Source organism: Roseovarius sp. BRH_c41 (assembly GCF_000961715.1).
Lineage (GTDB): Bacteria > Pseudomonadota > Alphaproteobacteria > Rhodobacterales > Rhodobacteraceae > Roseovarius.
Map to the genome: position 1 here is coordinate 147,986 of NZ_LADY01000047.1, position 16,610 is coordinate 164,595.

The 16,610-nt window shown below is 65.0% G+C and carries 19 protein-coding genes; 12 read left to right on the top strand and 7 right to left on the bottom strand.

Features of this window, described 5'->3' with window-relative positions:
* The first annotated feature begins 18 nt into the window (after window positions 1-18).
* Window positions 19-657, top strand: coding sequence for a cation transporter (locus tag VR71_RS14010; protein WP_045684923.1), 639 nt, complete (start codon window positions 19-21; stop codon window positions 655-657).
* On the opposite strand, the gene VR71_RS14015 is transcribed toward VR71_RS14010, so the two are convergent.
* On the bottom strand, window positions 638-1,141 hold the full coding sequence (locus VR71_RS14015) for a DUF3576 domain-containing protein (RefSeq protein ID WP_045684924.1): 504 nt from the start codon (window positions 1,139-1,141) through the stop codon (window positions 638-640). The two genes, VR71_RS14010 and VR71_RS14015, sit on opposite strands and share 20 nt — an antisense overlap.
* Before the next feature lie 112 nt (window positions 1,142-1,253).
* On the opposite strand from VR71_RS14015, the gene VR71_RS14020 reads away from it, so the two are divergent.
* Window positions 1,254-1,907, top strand: a complete 654-nt coding sequence (locus VR71_RS14020) for a YggS family pyridoxal phosphate-dependent enzyme (protein WP_045684925.1) — start codon at window positions 1,254-1,256, stop codon at window positions 1,905-1,907.
* Here the strand turns inward: VR71_RS14020 and VR71_RS14025 are convergent.
* On the bottom strand, window positions 1,898-2,401 hold the full coding sequence (locus tag VR71_RS14025; protein ID WP_045684926.1) for a L,D-transpeptidase family protein: 504 nt from the start codon (window positions 2,399-2,401) through the stop codon (window positions 1,898-1,900). The two genes, VR71_RS14020 and VR71_RS14025, sit on opposite strands and share 10 nt — an antisense overlap.
* Window positions 2,402-2,568: 167 nt before the next feature.
* On the opposite strand from VR71_RS14025, the gene VR71_RS14030 reads away from it, so the two are divergent.
* Entirely contained in the window at window positions 2,569-5,427 is a 2,859-nt protein-coding gene (locus VR71_RS14030; RefSeq protein ID WP_045684927.1) for a type I secretion protein, read from the top strand.
* A 57-nt stretch (window positions 5,428-5,484) separates the two neighbouring features.
* On the opposite strand, the gene VR71_RS14035 is transcribed toward VR71_RS14030, so the two are convergent.
* Together VR71_RS14035 and VR71_RS14040 are read right to left on the bottom strand one after the other, a co-directional pair.
* A complete protein-coding gene (locus VR71_RS14035; RefSeq protein ID WP_296430421.1) occupies window positions 5,485-6,384 on the bottom strand; it encodes an alpha/beta hydrolase in 900 nt (299 codons plus the stop codon).
* A complete protein-coding gene (locus VR71_RS14040; protein WP_045685000.1) occupies window positions 6,305-6,904 on the bottom strand; it encodes a 2-hydroxychromene-2-carboxylate isomerase in 600 nt (199 codons plus the stop codon). The genes VR71_RS14035 and VR71_RS14040 overlap by 80 nt, the downstream gene beginning before the upstream one ends.
* 101 nt (window positions 6,905-7,005) lie before the next feature.
* Between VR71_RS14040 and VR71_RS14045 the strand changes: the two genes are divergently transcribed.
* Together VR71_RS14045 and VR71_RS14050 are read left to right on the top strand one after the other, a co-directional pair.
* On the top strand, window positions 7,006-8,022 hold the full coding sequence (locus tag VR71_RS14045; protein ID WP_009817607.1) for a ribose-phosphate pyrophosphokinase: 1,017 nt from the start codon (window positions 7,006-7,008) through the stop codon (window positions 8,020-8,022).
* A 36-nt stretch (window positions 8,023-8,058) separates the two neighbouring features.
* On the top strand, window positions 8,059-8,961 hold the full coding sequence (locus tag VR71_RS14050) for an EamA family transporter (RefSeq protein WP_045684932.1): 903 nt from the start codon (window positions 8,059-8,061) through the stop codon (window positions 8,959-8,961).
* Between the two features lie 213 nt (window positions 8,962-9,174).
* Here VR71_RS14050 and VR71_RS14055 read toward each other — a convergent pair whose 3' ends face one another.
* Window positions 9,175-9,867 (bottom strand): NUDIX hydrolase, encoded by a 693-nt coding sequence (locus tag VR71_RS14055; RefSeq protein WP_009817605.1) that lies wholly within the window; start codon window positions 9,865-9,867, stop codon window positions 9,175-9,177.
* 21 nt (window positions 9,868-9,888) lie between these two features.
* Entirely contained in the window at window positions 9,889-10,278 is a 390-nt protein-coding gene (locus tag VR71_RS14060; protein WP_009817604.1) for a DUF983 domain-containing protein, read from the bottom strand.
* Window positions 10,279-10,501: 223 nt separating this feature from the next.
* On the opposite strand from VR71_RS14060, the gene VR71_RS14065 reads away from it, so the two are divergent.
* The 4 genes from VR71_RS14065 to VR71_RS14080 all read left to right on the top strand — a co-directional run bounded on the left by VR71_RS14065 (window position 10,502) and on the right by VR71_RS14080 (window position 12,496).
* A complete protein-coding gene (locus tag VR71_RS14065; RefSeq protein WP_045684935.1) occupies window positions 10,502-10,978 on the top strand; it encodes an EF-hand domain-containing protein in 477 nt (158 codons plus the stop codon).
* A 75-nt stretch (window positions 10,979-11,053) separates the two neighbouring features.
* Complete coding sequence (locus VR71_RS14070) at window positions 11,054-11,647, top strand: RNA polymerase sigma factor (protein WP_009817602.1); 594 nt, start codon at window positions 11,054-11,056, stop codon at window positions 11,645-11,647.
* The gene (locus tag VR71_RS14075; RefSeq protein ID WP_296430423.1) at window positions 11,631-11,993 is read left to right on the top strand and encodes a hypothetical protein; all 363 of its coding nucleotides are present in this window, start codon (window positions 11,631-11,633) and stop codon (window positions 11,991-11,993) included. The genes VR71_RS14070 and VR71_RS14075 overlap by 17 nt, the downstream gene beginning before the upstream one ends.
* Window positions 11,993-12,496 (top strand): periplasmic heavy metal sensor, encoded by a 504-nt coding sequence (locus VR71_RS14080; protein ID WP_045684941.1) that lies wholly within the window; start codon window positions 11,993-11,995, stop codon window positions 12,494-12,496. Before VR71_RS14075 ends, VR71_RS14080 begins: the two co-directional genes overlap by 1 nt.
* A 6-nt stretch (window positions 12,497-12,502) precedes the next feature.
* On the opposite strand, the gene VR71_RS14085 is transcribed toward VR71_RS14080, so the two are convergent.
* A complete protein-coding gene (locus tag VR71_RS14085; RefSeq protein ID WP_045684943.1) occupies window positions 12,503-13,450 on the bottom strand; it encodes a GlxA family transcriptional regulator in 948 nt (315 codons plus the stop codon).
* A gap of 78 nt (window positions 13,451-13,528) precedes the next feature.
* Between VR71_RS14085 and VR71_RS14090 the strand changes: the two genes are divergently transcribed.
* Genes VR71_RS14090 through VR71_RS14100 form a run of 3 tightly spaced genes read left to right on the top strand, consistent with a single transcriptional unit; the run spans window position 13,529 to window position 16,610 of the window.
* On the top strand, window positions 13,529-14,443 hold the full coding sequence (locus tag VR71_RS14090) for a 3-keto-5-aminohexanoate cleavage protein (protein WP_045684945.1): 915 nt from the start codon (window positions 13,529-13,531) through the stop codon (window positions 14,441-14,443).
* Window positions 14,440-15,201, top strand: a complete 762-nt coding sequence (locus VR71_RS14095) for an SDR family oxidoreductase (RefSeq protein ID WP_045684948.1) — start codon at window positions 14,440-14,442, stop codon at window positions 15,199-15,201. Before VR71_RS14090 ends, VR71_RS14095 begins: the two co-directional genes overlap by 4 nt.
* Window positions 15,201-16,610 carry a carnitine 3-dehydrogenase gene (locus tag VR71_RS14100; RefSeq protein WP_045684949.1) on the top strand — a complete coding sequence of 470 codons (1,410 nt, stop codon included), beginning with the start codon at window positions 15,201-15,203 and terminating at the stop codon, window positions 16,608-16,610. The genes VR71_RS14095 and VR71_RS14100 overlap by 1 nt, the downstream gene beginning before the upstream one ends.

Here is a 16,610-nt window from a genome sequence, read left to right on the forward strand (position 1 = left end):
ATGCAAAGGAGGCTCGCAATGGCGGGATGTTGTGGCCATGAGGCGCGGTTCGACGGTGTGTCAACGGTTTACCGGCGGAGGTTGTGGATGGTGATCGCCATCAACGCGACGATGTTCGGGGTGGAAATGGTCGCAGGGCAAGCGGCGCAGTCGCAGGCGCTCAAGGCGGATGCGCTGGATTTTCTGGGCGATGCGCTGACCTATGGGCTGTCCTTGGCTGTGATCGGCATGTCGATGCGGGTGCGGGCCACGGCGGCGCTCTTCAAGGGGCTCAGCCTCATGGCGATGGGGCTCTGGGTGCTGGGCACAACCGTCTACCGGGTGTTCTATCTGGGTGTGCCAGAGGCCGGGATCATGGGCAGCATCGGGTTTCTGGCACTGGCCGCGAATGTAGCGAGCGTGCTCCTGCTCATGGCCTATAAGGATGGCGACGCCAATGTCCGCTCGGTCTGGCTGTGTTCGCGCAACGATGCGATTGGCAATGTCGCGGTGATGGTCGCGGCGCTGGCGGTCTGGGGGGCCGGTTCTGGCTGGCCCGACCTGATCGTGGCGGGGCTTATGGCCTCGCTCTTTGTCAATTCGGCGCAGCAGATTATCCGGCAGGCGCTAGACGAGCGCCACCATGCCGACGGATTGGTCAGAAGCGCGCCGCATTGATCCGCAATTGCCGGGCGCGGTTGAGGATCGCATCTTCGACCGCGCGTTCAGTGGCGGCATTGACCGCCCCCCCTCGCGTTTGCAGGGCGACGTTGAGCGAGCGAGCGTCAAGCGCCGGGTCGCTGATGAGAATCGTGGCACGGTAGGACTGGCCGCCGCCCGGCGGGGTGCCATAGCCGGTGGAAATCACGCCGGTAAAGGGATCGGCGGCCTCGATGGGAAGAAAATCGAGAACTTGAAGCGAGGCGGTCCAGAGAAAGCGGTTGACCTTGACTGTGTCCTTGGCGCCGCGAAAGGCATCAAGGATCGAGCCGTCTCCCGCCGCGACCTGTCGCTCGCGCCCGCCCTTCACGCGCATCGCCTCTTCGTCGAGCGTGGCGTTCTTGAACCCGCCGCACCCGCTCAGAAGCACGAGACAGGTCGCAGTGAGGCCGAGGATCTTGAGACGCGAATGGGTCATGGCACCGTCCGAGATTGTTTCCATCCCTACTATCCAAGCCGGGGCGGAGGGGCAAGCCGTTTGACGGTTTGTCGCGCACTTGTGCCGGGCCCGTGGGCTGTGGCATGCAAGGCACAGGCAATATGAGGGAGCGGTCATGGGGCTGAGCGAAATCAAGGCACGGATGGACAAGGCCTGCGTCGCGGCGGGGCGCGCACCGGAGGATGTGGACTTGATCGCAGTCTCCAAGGTGCAACCTGACGAGCGCGTTGCCGCCGTGCTCGATCAGGGCCACCGGGTCTTTGGTGAAAACCGGGTGCAAGAGGCCGCTGGCCGCTGGCCGGCCTTTCAAGAGCGTTATGCCGGGATCGTTCTGCATCTCATCGGCCCCTTGCAGAGCAACAAGGCACGGCAGGCGATGGAGATGTTTCAGGCCATCCATTCCGTGGACCGGCCCAAGATCGCGCAGGCGATTGCACGTCTGGCACAGGAAATGGGGCGCTGCCCTGACCTCTTTCTGCAGGTCAACACCGGCGCAGAGCCGCAAAAGGCGGGTGTGCTGCCCGAGGCCGTGGATGGGTTCGTGGCCGAGTGTCGCGCGCTCGATCTGCCCGTCAAGGGGCTGATGTGCATCCCGCCGGTCGAAGAGGAGCCGAGCCTACATTTCGCGCTCTTGGCGAAAATGGCGGCGCGCAACGGGCTCTCAGGCCTGTCGATGGGCATGAGCAGCGATTTCGAGAGCGCGATTGCGCAGGGGGCGACGCATATCCGCGTGGGCTCTGCCATTTTCGGCGACCGCGATTACGGCTGAGGCGGCACGATCAATCGCGCGCCATAGGTGATCTGGCGCGCGATGCGGAGCAGGTGATCCGGGCGCAACCCGATACAGCCCGCCGTGGGAAACCCCGGTCGCCGCCAGCGGTGAACAAAGATACACGATCCGCGCCCGCGCACCGCCTGCGGCCAGTTCCAATCGGTGATCAGCACCAGATCATAGAGCGGATCGGCCCGGCGCAGCACCTCATGGCTATGCGGATAGGGCGCGCGCACCATGAGGTTGTAATCCTCATGGCTCGCATCATCCGACCACAGATCACCGGGTCGGATCGGCACCGCCCAATCGGTGGGCCGCGCCATCCGGTCGGGGCGATAGAGCAGGCCGACGATGCGGTGACTGCCAACCGGCGTCGCCCCATCCCCCTCGCGTTTGCGCGCCGACACGCCGCCGCGCCCGAGGGTGCAGGGATAGCGCTGCCCGCGGAATCGCAGACCAAGAGGGGTGAGAACCAGATCATCAGGCGTCATCCCCTCCTTTTGCCCGATCCCCCTGCGCGGGCAAAGGAGGAAGTGCAGGCCCCTGCTTTATCTTGGTTAAAATACTCAAGAATCCCCTTCTCCCCGCATGGCACCGCAGAGAGTGGCAAGACGCGCGTCCCGCCTCTATATTGGGGAAAAGACAGGGGGAACGGACCGTGCGACATCTGATTGGCCTCATCGGGGCGCTTTTCATTCTGGGCACGGCCCCGGTGCAGGCCGAGCGCGCAGCGCTCAGCGCGCATGTGTTCGGCAATTCGCTGGTGCATCACCTCAGCGACGATCCGGCCACCAATGTGCCCTATTGGCTGGCGCGATTGGCGCAGGCGGGGGGGCGCGATCTGGCGCTCTCGGGGCAATGGGGATTTCTGCGCGATTTCGCGGCGCAGGGCGTCGCCCCGAACTGGTCCTTCGAGGGCGTGACCGCGCGGCGCGGTGCGGCTGATACCGTGCTGATCACGCCTGCGAATTTCATTCAATATCAAGCGCCTGATGCGGAGTTCGAGGGTGACAATCCCGGCAATGCCAGCCCGGTCTCGGTGACACTCGACGTGATCGACCGCGCCATCGCCGACTGGCCCGGCGCGCGCATCGTGATCTACGAAGGCTGGCCTGACATGGGCGGCTTCACCCGAGGTTTTCCGCCCTCAGCGCGTAATCTGCGCCGCTGGCATGGCTATGCGCTCAGCGATTATCACGACTGGTTCCGCGACTATGTGGCGGGTTTGCAAGCCGCGCGCCCCGAGGTCGAGATCACGCTTTTGCCGGTCTCATCCGTGCTCTCTGGCCTGCAAACCGGCCTGTTGGAGGATATTCCGGTCGAGGCGCTCTATTCCGATGACGCGCCGCACGGCACCGCCACGCTCTATTTTCTGGCGGCGCTCATCACCTATTCCGGGCTGTTCGAGACCCCTGCCCTGTCGGCATTTCAACTGCCCGACAGCCTGCACCCGCTGGTGCGTGAGACCTATATGCGCCTGACCGAAGAGATCGCGCAGGGTTTGGGGCTGCGCGACGCGGCGCAGGTCACGGCGCCGGGGCAAGCGGCAGAGGCCGCCCACGGCGTGGGTCTGGCCAACCCCAGCCTTGGCATGGGGCTGAACGGGATTGCGGATTGGTCGAGCCAGCACCCCTTTGTCGATGTGATGAAGACTGCGCGCCCTTGGGTGGGTCATACCGCCGATCAATGGGGTGCCTTTTCGACCGAGGCCTTGCGGGCAGGCGGCTATCTTGACGCCTTCGGCTGGCCGCTGGCGCTGCCCGACGGGGCCAAGGCGTTGGAGGCGTTCATCCTGACCGATCAGCCTGAGGCGGCGAGCCATCTGAGCGGGCGGTATCTGCTGCGCTACACCGGCACCGGCGTGATCCGGGTCGTAGGGCGCGCTGATAACGTGCGCTATGACTATGGCAAGCGCGAGGTGCGGTTCGATGTGACGCCCGGCGAAGGGCCGGTGGCGCTCAGCCTCTTGGAGACCGATGCCGCCGACCCGCTGCGCGACATCACCGTGGTGCGCGAGGATCAGGTGGCGCTGCATGAGTTGGGCGTGATCTTCAACCCGCTCTGGATCGACAAGGTGGCCGATCTGCGCGTGATCCGCTTTATGGACTGGATGTTCACCAATGGCGCGCCGCAGGTCACATGGGACGACCGCCCGGTGCCAGAAGATGCCACCTATATCTGGCGCGGCGTGCCGGTCGAGGTGATGGTGGATCTCGCCAACCAGATCGGTGCCGACCCTTGGGTGAACATGCCACATATGGCCGATGACGGCTATATCCGGGGCTTTGCCACCTATCTGCGCGACCATTTGGACTCTGCCCTCAAAGCGCATGTGGAATATTCCAACGAGGTCTGGAATTTCATGTTTCCCCAGACCGCTTGGGTCCGCGATCAGGCGCTGGCGCTCTGGGGTGACGACGCGGGCGACGATGCCTGGATGCAATTCGCGGGGCTGCGTGCGGCGCAGATGGCGGATATCTGGCGGGCGGAATTTGCCGGCCAAGAGGACCGCTTGCAGGTCGTCGTCGGCACCCATACCGGCTGGCCGGGGCTGGAAGAGCCGCTCTTGATGGCCCCTCTCGCCCTGCAGCACGGACAGTTGACCGAACCGCCCGTCACCCGCTTTGATGCCTATGCCGTGACCGGGTATTTCGGCTATGAGCTGGGCGGTGAGGATGAGGTGGCTGCGGTGCTGGGCTGGATCGCCGCAAGCGAGGCGGTGACCCGCGCCAAGGCGGTCGAGACCGGCGCTGATCCCGAGGCGTATCTGGCCGCGCATCGCTATGATCTGGCGTATGATCTGGCCGCTGAGGCGCTGCGGCAGGGCTCCTTGGGCGCGTTGCTGCGCGATACCCTGCCCTATCACGCCGGGGTCGCGGCCCGGCATGGGCTTCGGTTGGTGATGTATGAGGGTGGCACGCATGTGGTGGGCCAAGGGGCCGTGGTCGAGAATGACGCGCTGACCGAGTTCTTTGTCGGGTTCAATTACAGCCCGCAGATGGGCGTACTCTATGACGAATTGCTGCGCGGCTGGACAGCGGCGGGCGGCACGCTTTTCAACGCTTTTGTCGATGTGGCTTCGTCCTCGAAATGGGGCAGTTGGGGCGCACTCCGGCATCTCGACGATATGACGCCTCGCTGGGAGGCTTTGATGCGCGCGAATGCGGTGACGCCGGATTGGGATGCAGGGCGCGCGGAGGGCGTTTTCCTGCATGGTGTAACGCAGCGCGCCGGACCGGATGGCGCGCGGCTTGAGGGCACGGCCAAGGCGGATATTCTGCTGGGTGCTGCCGGGGACGATGTCTTGGTCGGTTCCGGCGGGAATGACCGGATGCACGGCGGCGCGGGCCGCGATCTGGCGATTCTGCCGGGGGCGCGGGAGGCTTACGGAATCGGGCGCGAGGGCACGCGGGTGATTCTTGAGGGACCGCGCGGGGCAGTCGTGCTGGTCGATGTCGAAGCGGTGGAGTTCGCCGATGCGCCCGGTCAACCGGTGGCGCTCAGCGATCTGATGTAGCCCCCCGCGCGGAGCAAGGCGCGGAGCGCCACCGCGCGATCGCTGGACCGTCCCGCGTTAATCCTCCTTCATCCCTCCGAGAAACCCCCGAATCTCCTCCGCCACAACGCGCGCATGGCTGATCGGCCCCATATGCCCCGCGCCCTGCACCACAACGCGGCGCGCATCTGGTATCCGCGCGGCAAGCCCCGCGTTGATCGCGGCAATGACCTCGGGCGAGGCGCTGCCCTCCATCAGCAAAACCGGCACGCCGATCCGCTCCAAGGCACCGCTCGACAGCATCCTGCCTGCGTCCTCATAGAGCGCAGCAGTCGCCGCCTCGATCAGCGGCATCTGGGCCGCCATCGCGGCGCGCGCGCCCTCAGGCAGGGCCGTCCATCCGCGCCGGTCGCCCCAAACGCCGGTAAACCCCTCGGCGGCGCGCAGAAAATCGCCCACCGCCATGCCCGCCGCATACTCCGCCATTTCCGCCACATGGCCCGCCCGCAAGCCGGGCTGATCGTGCAGACCCACGGCGAAGAACACCGGCTCGTAGAGGATCAGCGAGCGCACCAGATCCGGGCGCTCGACCGCCAACCGCAACGCCACCGTCGCGCCGAACGAATGCCCGATGATATCGGTGGGTGCGTCGAGAAAATCGGCGGCCATCGCGGTGCTGACCGCCTGAATCTCGTCCGCGCCGGACCAAGCCCCGCTTTGCCCATGCCCCGGCAGATCAAACGCCGTCAGCCGCAGCGCGCCGCTCACCTCGCGCGCCAAGGGCCCCCAACTGCCGCTATGCGACAGAGAGCAATGGATCGCCAAAGCGCGGCGCGGGCCAGCGCCCAGCTCTGTCCAATGGGTCGGAAACCCGCCCCTCAGCCCCTCTGGCATCGGATCAGAGCTTGCCCGCCAGATGCAGGTCGAGATCCTCGAGCCGGTCTTGACCCCAGAAATTCTGGCCGCTGTCCACCACATAGAAGGGCGCGCCAAAGACGCCGGCGGCCACCGCCTCTTCAAGATTGGTGGCATAGGTTTCCGCGCCGCTCAAAAGCCCCGTGTCGGCCAATGCCGGGTCAAATCCGGCGCGTTTGAGGCAATCGCGGATCACCTCATCCTCGGCGATGTTGCGCTCCTCCGCCCAGCAGGCGCGCAGGATGGACTGCACCAGCCCGCCCAGATCACCACCGCCCGCGCTCTGCGCGGCGATGATGGCATAGGACGAGGGCGCGGGATTGGTGGGCCAGAACGCCGGTTTCAGCGTCAGGGCCATGCCGCGCTTTTTCGCCTGACGCGGCAATTCCTGATTGCGATAGGCGGTGCGCGACGGGTGGCGATCCGCCGGGGCAGCGCCGCCGGTGCGCGCAAAGAGCGCCATGATGTCGAGCGGCTTGTAGGTGATGCTCGCGCCATGGCGCGCCGCGCTCTCCTCCAGCCCCGCGCCCGACAGATAGGCATAGGGAGAGAGGGTCGAGAAATAATAGTCAATATGGGCCATTTCGGCGCGTTCCTTTGCTGCATCGCTTTGCCTGAGCATGACCACATGCTAAGCGGTGTCAACATCACGAATCTGTCACACTGTGCAGCCGGGGACACATCATGCCAGCCACATCGCAACCGAAGCTCATTTCGGGCAATGCCAACATGCCGCTTGCCACGGCCATTTCCCGGCGAATGTCGATGCACCGCGGCGTCAACGTCGGACTGGTCGACGCACGGGTCGAACGGTTCAACGATCAGGAAATCTTTGTTGAGGTCTACGAAAATGTGCGCGGCGAGGATATGTTCATCATCCAGCCCACGTCGAACCCGGCCAATGACAACCTGATGGAACTGCTTATCATGGCCGACGCGCTGCGCCGGTCCTCGGCGGCGCGCATCACCGCCGTGATTCCCTATTTCGGCTATGCGCGGCAGGATCGCCGTTCCAAGGCACGGACACCGATCTCGGCAAAACTTGTCGCCAATATGATTGTCGAGGCCGGGGTTGAGCGGGTGCTGACCATGGACCTGCACGCCGCACAAATTCAGGGTTTTTTCGACATTCCGGTGGACAACCTTTACGCCTCGCCAATCTTTGCGCTGGATATCATGACGCAATTCAAAGGTCGGACGCAGGATGTGATGGTGGTTTCGCCGGACGTGGGCGGCGTGGCGCGGGCACGCGAACTGGCCAAGCGGATCACCGCTCCGCTGTCGATTGTCGACAAGCGCCGGGAGAAGGCGGGCGAGGTTGCGGAAATGACCGTGATCGGCGATGTGACGGACAAGATCTGTATCATCGTCGATGACATGTGCGACACGGCGGGCACCATGTGCAAGGCTGCCGAAGTGCTGATGGAAAACGGCGCGCGCGAGGTGCATGCCTATACCACCCATGGCGTCATGTCCGGCCCGGCGGTCGAGCGCATCACCAAATCCGTTCTGAAATCCATGGTGATCACGGACACGATCCTGCCCACAGAGGCGGTCAAGGCGACGCCAAACATCCGCATCATCCCGACCGCCCCGGTCTTTGCCCAAGCCATTCTCAACATCTGGAGCGGCACCAGCGTGTCGTCGCTCTTTGACACGCCGACCCTGGAACCGGTCTATGAGGGCCAGTTTGGCGGCTGATCCCGGTTTTGCGCCACTGCGGGGCGCATGACCGGCATGGAGCCTTGGATCTTTCTCTCGATTGCGGCGGCGGCGTTTCAAACGCTGCGCTTCATGCTGCAAAAGCACCTGAGCATGGGCGCACTCAGCGCAGGTGGCGCGACCCTGGCGCGGTTCTTCTATTCCGCGCCCTTCGTTGTGGCGCTGTCGCTGGGGTATCTGGCCGCTACAGGGGCCACTTGGCCGGGGTACACGCCGATGTTCTGGGCCTATGCCGTCGTGGGCGGGCTGACGCAGATTCTGGCGACATGGTGTGTGGTGGCGCTCTTTGCGGAGCGTAATTTCGCCGTTGGCATCACCTTCAAGAAAACCGAGGTGGTGCAGACCGCCCTCGTGGGCCTTGTGATTCTGGGTGACCGGATCACATGGCTGGGCCTCGGTGCGATCCTGTTGGGGCTGATCGGCGTGCTGATCCTGTCCGAAACACCGGGATTTGAGGGCCGCTGGTGGCGACGTTTTGGCAATCGCGCGGCAGCGCTTGGGCTGGCCTCGGGGGCGTTTTTTGCAGTCTCTGCCGTGGGCTATCGCGGCGCTACGCTGGAGATTGCGAGTGACGACCCGCTGCTGCGCGCAGGTCTGTCGCTGATGGTGGTGACGGTGATGCAGGCGGTAGCGCTCACGCTCTGGCTGATGTGGCGCGAACCGGGTCAGGTGGGGCGTGTGATCGCGGCGCGGCGCACGGCGGTCTGGATGGGGCTGACGGGCATGGCGGGCAGTCTCTGCTGGTTTACCGCCTTTACGCTGCAAAATGCGGCGATGGTGTTTGCGGTGGGACAGGTCGAGGTGATCTTTTCGCTTTTCGCCTCGGTGCTGTTTTTCGGCGAGCGGATTTCCCGGCGGGAGGGCTGGGGGATTGCGCTCATCACGCTCTCGGTGATCGCGGTGGTGGCGCTAAGGTAAGGCGGGTGTGGGCGGGAGCGCTGATCCGCGCGGTCGCTGGGCCGGGGACTAGCGAAGCAACACCCGTGGCTGCCACTTTATGCCTGCAAAGTCCGTATGACCTCACAGCGAGTCGCGCCTTCTCATAATCGCTAGGCCGCGGGACGGCCCAGCGATCCGCGCGGCGGCGCTACGCGCCTTGTTCCGCGCAGAAGTAAACGAAACGCCCCCCTGTCACCCAGCCGCCGCGCCCTTCAATCGCAAAAACAGGCTCTCCTCGTCATCATTGCGGAAGAACGGCACCGACACGGGCGGGTTGCGGTCATGTGCGCGCGCCGTGACCTCGGCCAGCACCACCTCGGTAATAAACGGCAGGTCAAAGCGGCGCGCCTCTTCCAAGGGAATCCACTGCAAATGGCTTAATTCCTCGCAGGCGGCGGAAAAATCGTCCGGGTCTCCGGCCAATGCCTCGGCATGCACCAGAAAGAACCGCGCATCAAAGCGGCGCGGGCGGCCCGGCGGGGTGATGGCGCGAAACACGAATTGCAGCGGATCAGCCACCGGCACCAGACCGCGCGCGGCAAAGCCCGCCCAATCGCCGGGCACCGCCCCCGGCCATGCGCCGGGCATCCCAAGCGCCAGCCCGGTTTCCTCCCACAGTTCCCGAATGGCGGCGGCGGCAATCGCGTGGCTCAGATCGCGGTCGCAATCCTCGGTCAGCCGCGTGGCGCAGAGCGGCGGCAGAGGGCGTGCCAGCGGAATACCCGCGTCCCCCGCATCGACCGCCCCACCGGGAAAGACGAATTTGTTGGGCATGAACGCGGCGGTCGCCCCGCGCTGCCCCATAAGCACATGCGGGCGGTCCGGATCGCGCAATACGATCACGGTCGCGGCGTCGCGAATGGCGGTCTTGTCGATTGCGGTCATGCCTGCCCCTTTGCGGCGGGGCTAGTGGCTCATCTTGAACCCATGCATCAGCCGCGCCCATTGAAAGGCCACAATGGCCCCCTTCAACCGTGGCAAAAGGTAGAGCGACAGCGCGATGGTGCCAATAGCGAATATGGTAAAGAGCACCAGAGGTTCGGGCCGGAACTGCACAAAGGCGATATGCAGCAGCGGGGCCATCAGATGCCCCACAATCAGAATCGTCAGATAGGCCGGGCCATCGTCGGCGCGCGCATGGCTCAGATCCTCGCGGCAGACCGGGCAGGTGTCGCGCAGTTTGAGATAGCTGCTGAGAATCGGACCGCTGCCGCAATTCGGGCATTTGCGGGAAAAGCCACGGCGCAGCGCAGGCCACAGGGCCCGGTCGGTTTGGGGTATCGTTGTGTCGCGCATCGTGGCCTCGCTCTGGGTTTACGCAAATATGGCGCATGCCGGTCCTAGAGAAAAGGTGACAGACCGTCCTTGCGGCGCGATGTCGCAAAAACCGCGGCTGTCCGCAATTAATTTCATCTCCTGCGACGGAGCGGGCAGCACCCCGCGTTAGAGACCTTAGAAACGCCCCGAAGAGCGGGGCGCTTCGCGAGATGACATCAAATCCCTGAGGGAGATCAAGACGATGAAAAAGACAGCGTTGATGGTGGGTCTGACGACTGCGATTCTGGCCGGTGGGCTGAGTGTGGCACAGGCCGACAGCCACAAGGGCAAGATGGGCATTGGCATGCGCCACAGCTTTGAAGAGCTGGATGCCGATGCAGATGGCAAGATCACACCCGAGGAAATGACCGCCCATATGCAGGCCCGTTTCGAGGGGGCCGATAGCGATGGCGACGGGGCCCTGTCCAAGGACGAGTTGGTCGCGCGCATGACCGAGCGTCAGGCCGAACGCATGGCCGCCTATGCCGATCACATGATCGAGCGGCACGATGCCAACAGCGATGGCAAGCTCAGCCCCGACGAAATGCAGGCCCGCAACAAGGGCAAGATGTTCGAAAAGATCGACGCCGATGGCGATGGCGCGATTTCCAAGGAAGAGTTCTCCGAGATGCGCGGCAAGCATCACGGCAAGATGAAGGACAAGAAGGCAAGCGAGTAACATTTGCCGGCGCGGGGCACGCCCCCGCGCCGGGCCTCTGGTCAGGGGCCGATCCGAAGGATACGCTAGAGGGCGATGCGCATGCCATTCGACGCCATGGAGGATTTGCCCGACGACGCGCTCTTGGCGCGGTTCGCGGAGGGTGACGCCATGGCCGCGCGCATCCTGACACTGCGCCTCACACCGCGTGTCATGGCGCATGGCTACCGCCTCTTGGGCAACCGCACAGAGGCCGAGGATGTGGCGCAAGAGGCACTCTTGCGGCTCTGGCGGCAGGCCCCCGAGTGGCGCCCCGGCGAGGCCAAGGTCAGCACCTGGCTCTACCGCGTGGTGGCCAATCTCTGCATCGACCGGCGCAGACGGGCGCGCGGCGGCAATCTGCCGCTTGAGGCGATCCCCGAGCCCGAGGATGGGCAAGCCAGCGCCGCCGAGCAGATGCAGGACCGCGCCCGCGCCGATGCGCTGCAATCCGCGCTGGATCAGTTGCCCGAACGGCAGCGGCAAGCGGTGGTTCTGCGCCATATCGAAGGGTTGGCGAACCCGGATATCGCCGACATCATGGACGTGACCGTCGAGGCGGTCGAAAGTCTGACCTCACGCGGCAAGCGCGCACTCAGTGCGCTTCTGGCGGGGCGACAAGAGGAGTTGGGATATGTCGATGAGCGATAAGGATCAGGATATTGGCGGGCTTGGCGCGTTCTTTGACGCCGCCCGTGCCCATCCGCCGGCGCCTTCGGCAGAGTTGCTGGCGCGCGTCCTCAGCGATGCAGAGGCCGAACAGGTCTGGATCACCCGCCGGGCAGAGACCGCCCGCGCCGCGCCGCGCTCTGGTCTCTTGGAACAGCTCTATCGCCTGTTGGGCGGCTGGCCCGCGATGGCCGGGCTGACAACGGCCGTTTTGGCGGGCGTCTGGATCGGCACCGCCCTGCCCGAGGGACTATCCGGCAGCAGTGAGGCGGCCTATCTGGTCGATATCACACCCGAAGCGGTGTTTGAACTGGCAGGGGATTTCTGATGGCAGAGCAGCAGACCACAGCGCGGCCCAAGCCTTGGGTGCGGGCGCTTTTGGTGGCCTCTCTGGCGCTCAACCTTGCGGTGGCGGGGTTGGCGGCGGGCTGGGCGCTGCGCCATGGCGGCGATCATGCCGGTCATCACCCCTCGCGGCTCGACATGGCCGGGGGGCCGCTCACGCGCGCGCTCTCGGATGCGGACCGCCGCGCCATTGGCCGCGCGATGCGGGATGCCTGGCGCGACCGCGCTGATACCGCCCCCAGCATCGGCGAGAGTTTCGACGGGCTGGTCGCAGACCTGCGCGCCGTGCCGTTTGACGCCGACCGGGTCGCGGCGCAGATGCGCACCCAGCGCGACGGATTTGCCGCGCGCTTCGAGATGGGGCAGGAGGTGCTTTTGACGCATCTCGCGGCCATGTCTGATGCTGATCGCGCCGCCTATGCCGACCGTCTGGAGGCGCAGATCGCCGATTACCGCGCCAAGCGCGAGAAGCATCGCAAGGACTGACGCGCCTCACCCCCGCCGGAGGGCGCGCGGCGTGGTGCCATACTGCCGCCGCAGCGCGCGAGTGAGCGCCGCAGGCGATTCGTAGCCCGAGCGCAGCGCAATCTCCGCCATACCCAGCCGCGTGTTTTCGACCAGCTTGCGCGCCGCCGCGAGCCTGAGACGGCGATAGACCGCCCCCGGCGGTGCGCCAAGGCCCGCCCGAAACCGCCGATCCAACGTGCGCGGCTGGCACGACAGTCGCCGCGCCAGATCGCTCAGCGACAAAGGCCGCTCGACATTGTCGCGCATCAGCCCCAGCGCCCGTCGCAAGAGCGGATCACCCACCGCCGCATCCTCGCGCGCCGGGGTGACAGGCGGATCGCCATGCAGGAACAGCGCCTCGACATCAATTCGCACCGCCATACCCAGATGATCGCTGATCAGCCCCAGCGTGAGATCAAGCGCCGACATCGCCCCCGCACAGGTCATCCGCGTCCCGTCGCGCAGCACCCGCGCGCGTTCTGGCGTGACCGCCAGAAACCGCTCTGTAAAGGCATCGAGCAAGTCCCAATGCACCGTCGCCCGCCGCCCATCCAAGAGCCCCGCAGAGGCCAAGAGCCACGGTCCGCTATCCAGCCCCACCGTCACCTCCGCCCGCCGCGCCGCGCCTTGCAGCGCGCGGCGGGTGGCGGCGGTGTCGTGCCGGTCGTGATCGTAGCTCGCCAGCACAAAGAGGTAATCGCAGGCGGTCAGCGCCCCCAGCCCACCATGCGCCAGCACCTCGATCCCGCTGGATGAGCGCGCGGGCGCGCCGTCCAGTGTCAGGATCTGCCAGTCAAACCCGCGCCGCGGCCCCAGCGTATTGGCGGCGCGCAATGGCTCCAGACAATTGGCAAGGCACAGGTTCGAGAACCTGTCAAAGAGCAGGAGCGCGATGCGCACCGGGGCGCTGGATGATTTTGTCCATTGCGGCATGATTATTGTCTTATAGCGCACACTCAATCGCCCTGCCAGCACGTTAGGCTGAGGCCAACACCCAAGCCGGAGGATACCATGCCGCTCACCATGAACCGCGAGGTTTTCATCACCTGTGCCGTCACCGGATCGGGGGCGACGCAGGACAAAAGCCCGCATGTCCCGCGCTCGCCCAAGGACATCGCCGAGAGCGCGATTGCCGCCGCCAAGGCAGGGGCCGCCGTGGTGCATTGCCATGTGCGCGACCCCGAAACCGGCGCGCCCTCGCGCGATCTCAAACTCTTTCGCGAGTTGACCGACCGCATCCGCGACAGCGACACCGATGTGGTGCTCAATCTGACGGCGGGGATGGGTGGCGACATGATCTTTGGCGGCGTGGAATCGCCTCTGCCGCTCTCGCCCAAGGGCACCGATATGGCCGGTGCCACCGAGCGTGTCGCCCATGTCGCCGAATGCCTGCCAGAAATCTGCACCCTCGACTGCGGCACGATGAATTTCGCCGAGGCCGATTATGTCATGACCAACACCCCCGGCATGTTGCAGGCCATGGGCCGGATGATGACAGACCTGGGCGTAAAGCCCGAGATTGAGGCGTTTGACACCGGCCATCTGTGGTTTGCCAAGCAGCTGGTCAAGGATGGCATTCTGGAGCCCGACGCGCTGGTGCAGCTTTGCATGGGCGTGCCATGGGGGGCGCCGGACGATCTCAACACCTTCATGGCGATGGTGAATAACGTGCCAGAGAATTGGACCTTTTCCGCCTTTGCCCTTGGTCGCCACCAGATGCCCTATGTTGCGGCTTCGGTGCTGGCGGGCGGGCATGTGCGCGTCGGGCTTGAGGATAATCTCATGCTCGACAAGGGCGTTCTGGCCACCAATGCGCAACTGGTCGAGCGTGCCCGTGGCATTATCGAAGGTCTGGGCGCGCGCCTGATGACCCCCGCCGAGGTCCGGCAGAAACTGCGCCTCACCAAACGGGCCCCGCGCGGATGAACCAGCGCGTCGTGATCACCGGCGGCGCGTCGGGGATCGGGCGCAGGCTGGCCGAACGCTTTGCCGCACGCGGCGACCGGGTGGCGATTTGCGATGCCGATGGCGATGCGGTGGCCCGGATGCAGGCCGATCATCCCGCGATGATCGCGCATCAGGCCGACGTGACCGACGAGGCGCAGATGACGGCCTTTCTGGACGATGTCGAGGCGACATGGGGTGGGGCCGATGTGCTCTGCGCCAATGCCGGCACCGGCGGTCCTGCGGGCCGGATCGAGGATCTGGACTATGCCGCGTGGCAGGCCTGTGTCGGCGTCAACCTCTTTGGCACCTTCCTCGCGTGCCGATGGGCGGCACGGGTGATGCGGGCGCAAGGCGCGGGGCTGATCCTGATCACCACCTCCACCTCGGGCCTGCACGGCGTGCCCTATCGCACGCCCTATGTGGCCGCCAAATGGGGGCTGGTGGGGCTGACCAAGACGCTGGCGATGGAGCTTGGCCCCGCAGGCGTGCGCGTCAACGCCATCGCCCCCGGCGCGGTCGAAGGCCCGCGCATGGAGCGTGTCGTGGAGATGGAGGCCCGCGCCTCTGGCCGGAGTGAGGATGAGGTTCGCACGCTTTACGCGCGCGGCACCAGCCTGCGCACATGGGTCACGGCGGATGATCTGGCGGATATGGCGCTTTTCCTCGCCTCCCCCGCAGCAAACAAGATAACGGGCCAGATACTGGCCGTGGACGGACATACGGAGAGCATGGTCTAATGACGAGAACAGCAGCAATCATCGGCGGTGGCGTGATCGGCGGCGGCTGGGCCGCGCGTTTCCTCCTCAATGGCTGGGATGTGCGGGTGTTCGACCCCGACCCAGAGGCCGCACGCAAGATCGACGCGGTGCTGGCCAATGCCCGCCACGCCCTGCCCATGCTCTATGACGTGGCCCTCCCCCCAGAAGGCACGCTTAGCTTTCACACGACAATGTCCGAAACCGTCATGGGCGCAGAATGGATACAGGAAAGCGTGCCCGAGCGGCTGGAACTGAAACGCAAGGTCTTTCAAACCCTGCAAGAGCATTGCGATCCGGCGGCCATCATCGGCTCGTCCACGTCCGGCTTCAAACCCTCGGAATTGCAGGGCTGCGCCACGCGCCCCGAACAGATCGTAGTCACCCATCCGTTCAACCCGGTCTACCTCTTGCCGCTGATCGAACTGGTGACCACCGACAAAAACAACGCGACCCTTATCGCGCGCAGCAAGGACATCCTCACCTCGCTCGGCCATTTCCCCCTGCATGTGCAAAAGGAAATCGACGCTCATATCGCCGACCGCTTCCTTGAGGCCGTCTGGCGCGAGGCGCTCTGGCTGATCAAGGACGGCATCGCCACCACCGAGGAAATCGACAACGCCATCCGCTATGGCTTTGGCCTGCGCTGGGGCCAAATGGGCCTGTTCGAGACCTACCGCATTGCGGGTGGCGAGGCAGGCATGAAACATTTCATCGACCAGTTTGGCCCCTGTCTGCAATGGCCCTGGACCAAGCTGATGGATGTGCCGGAACTGACCGAGGACTTGGCCCAGATGATCGCCGATCAATCGGATGCGCAATCGGGTCATTTGACGATCCGCGAACTCGAACGCAAACGCGACAATAACCTTGTCGCCATGCTGCGCGCGCTGCGCCAACAGGGCAATGCGGCGGGACGGCTGATCAACGAACATCAGGCAACGATCACTGCCCCGCTCAGCGACAGCACGCCCATTATCAGTGCCCGCCGCGTGATCCCAGCGGATTGGACTGATTACAACGGCCATATGAACGAGGGCCGCTTTGGCCAGCTTTTCAGTGACGCCGCCGATGCGGTGATGGCCCATGTCGGCGCGGATGCCGCGTATATCGCGGGCGGTCTCAGCTATTTCACGGTCGAGAACACCATCAGCTTTCTGGCCGAAGCCCATGCCGGCGAATATGTCCGCGTCGAGACGCGTGTGACCCAAGGCGAAGGCAAGAAGCTGCGCTGTTTCCACGAGATGAAGCGCGAGAGCGATAGCGCGCTTCTGGCCACCTCCGACCAGTTCATGCTGCATGTCGATCTCACCTCCCGCAAATCCTGTGATCCGCGTGCCGATGTGCTGGCGCGAGTCGAGGCGCTCGCCAAACGGCACAAGGAGGCGTGA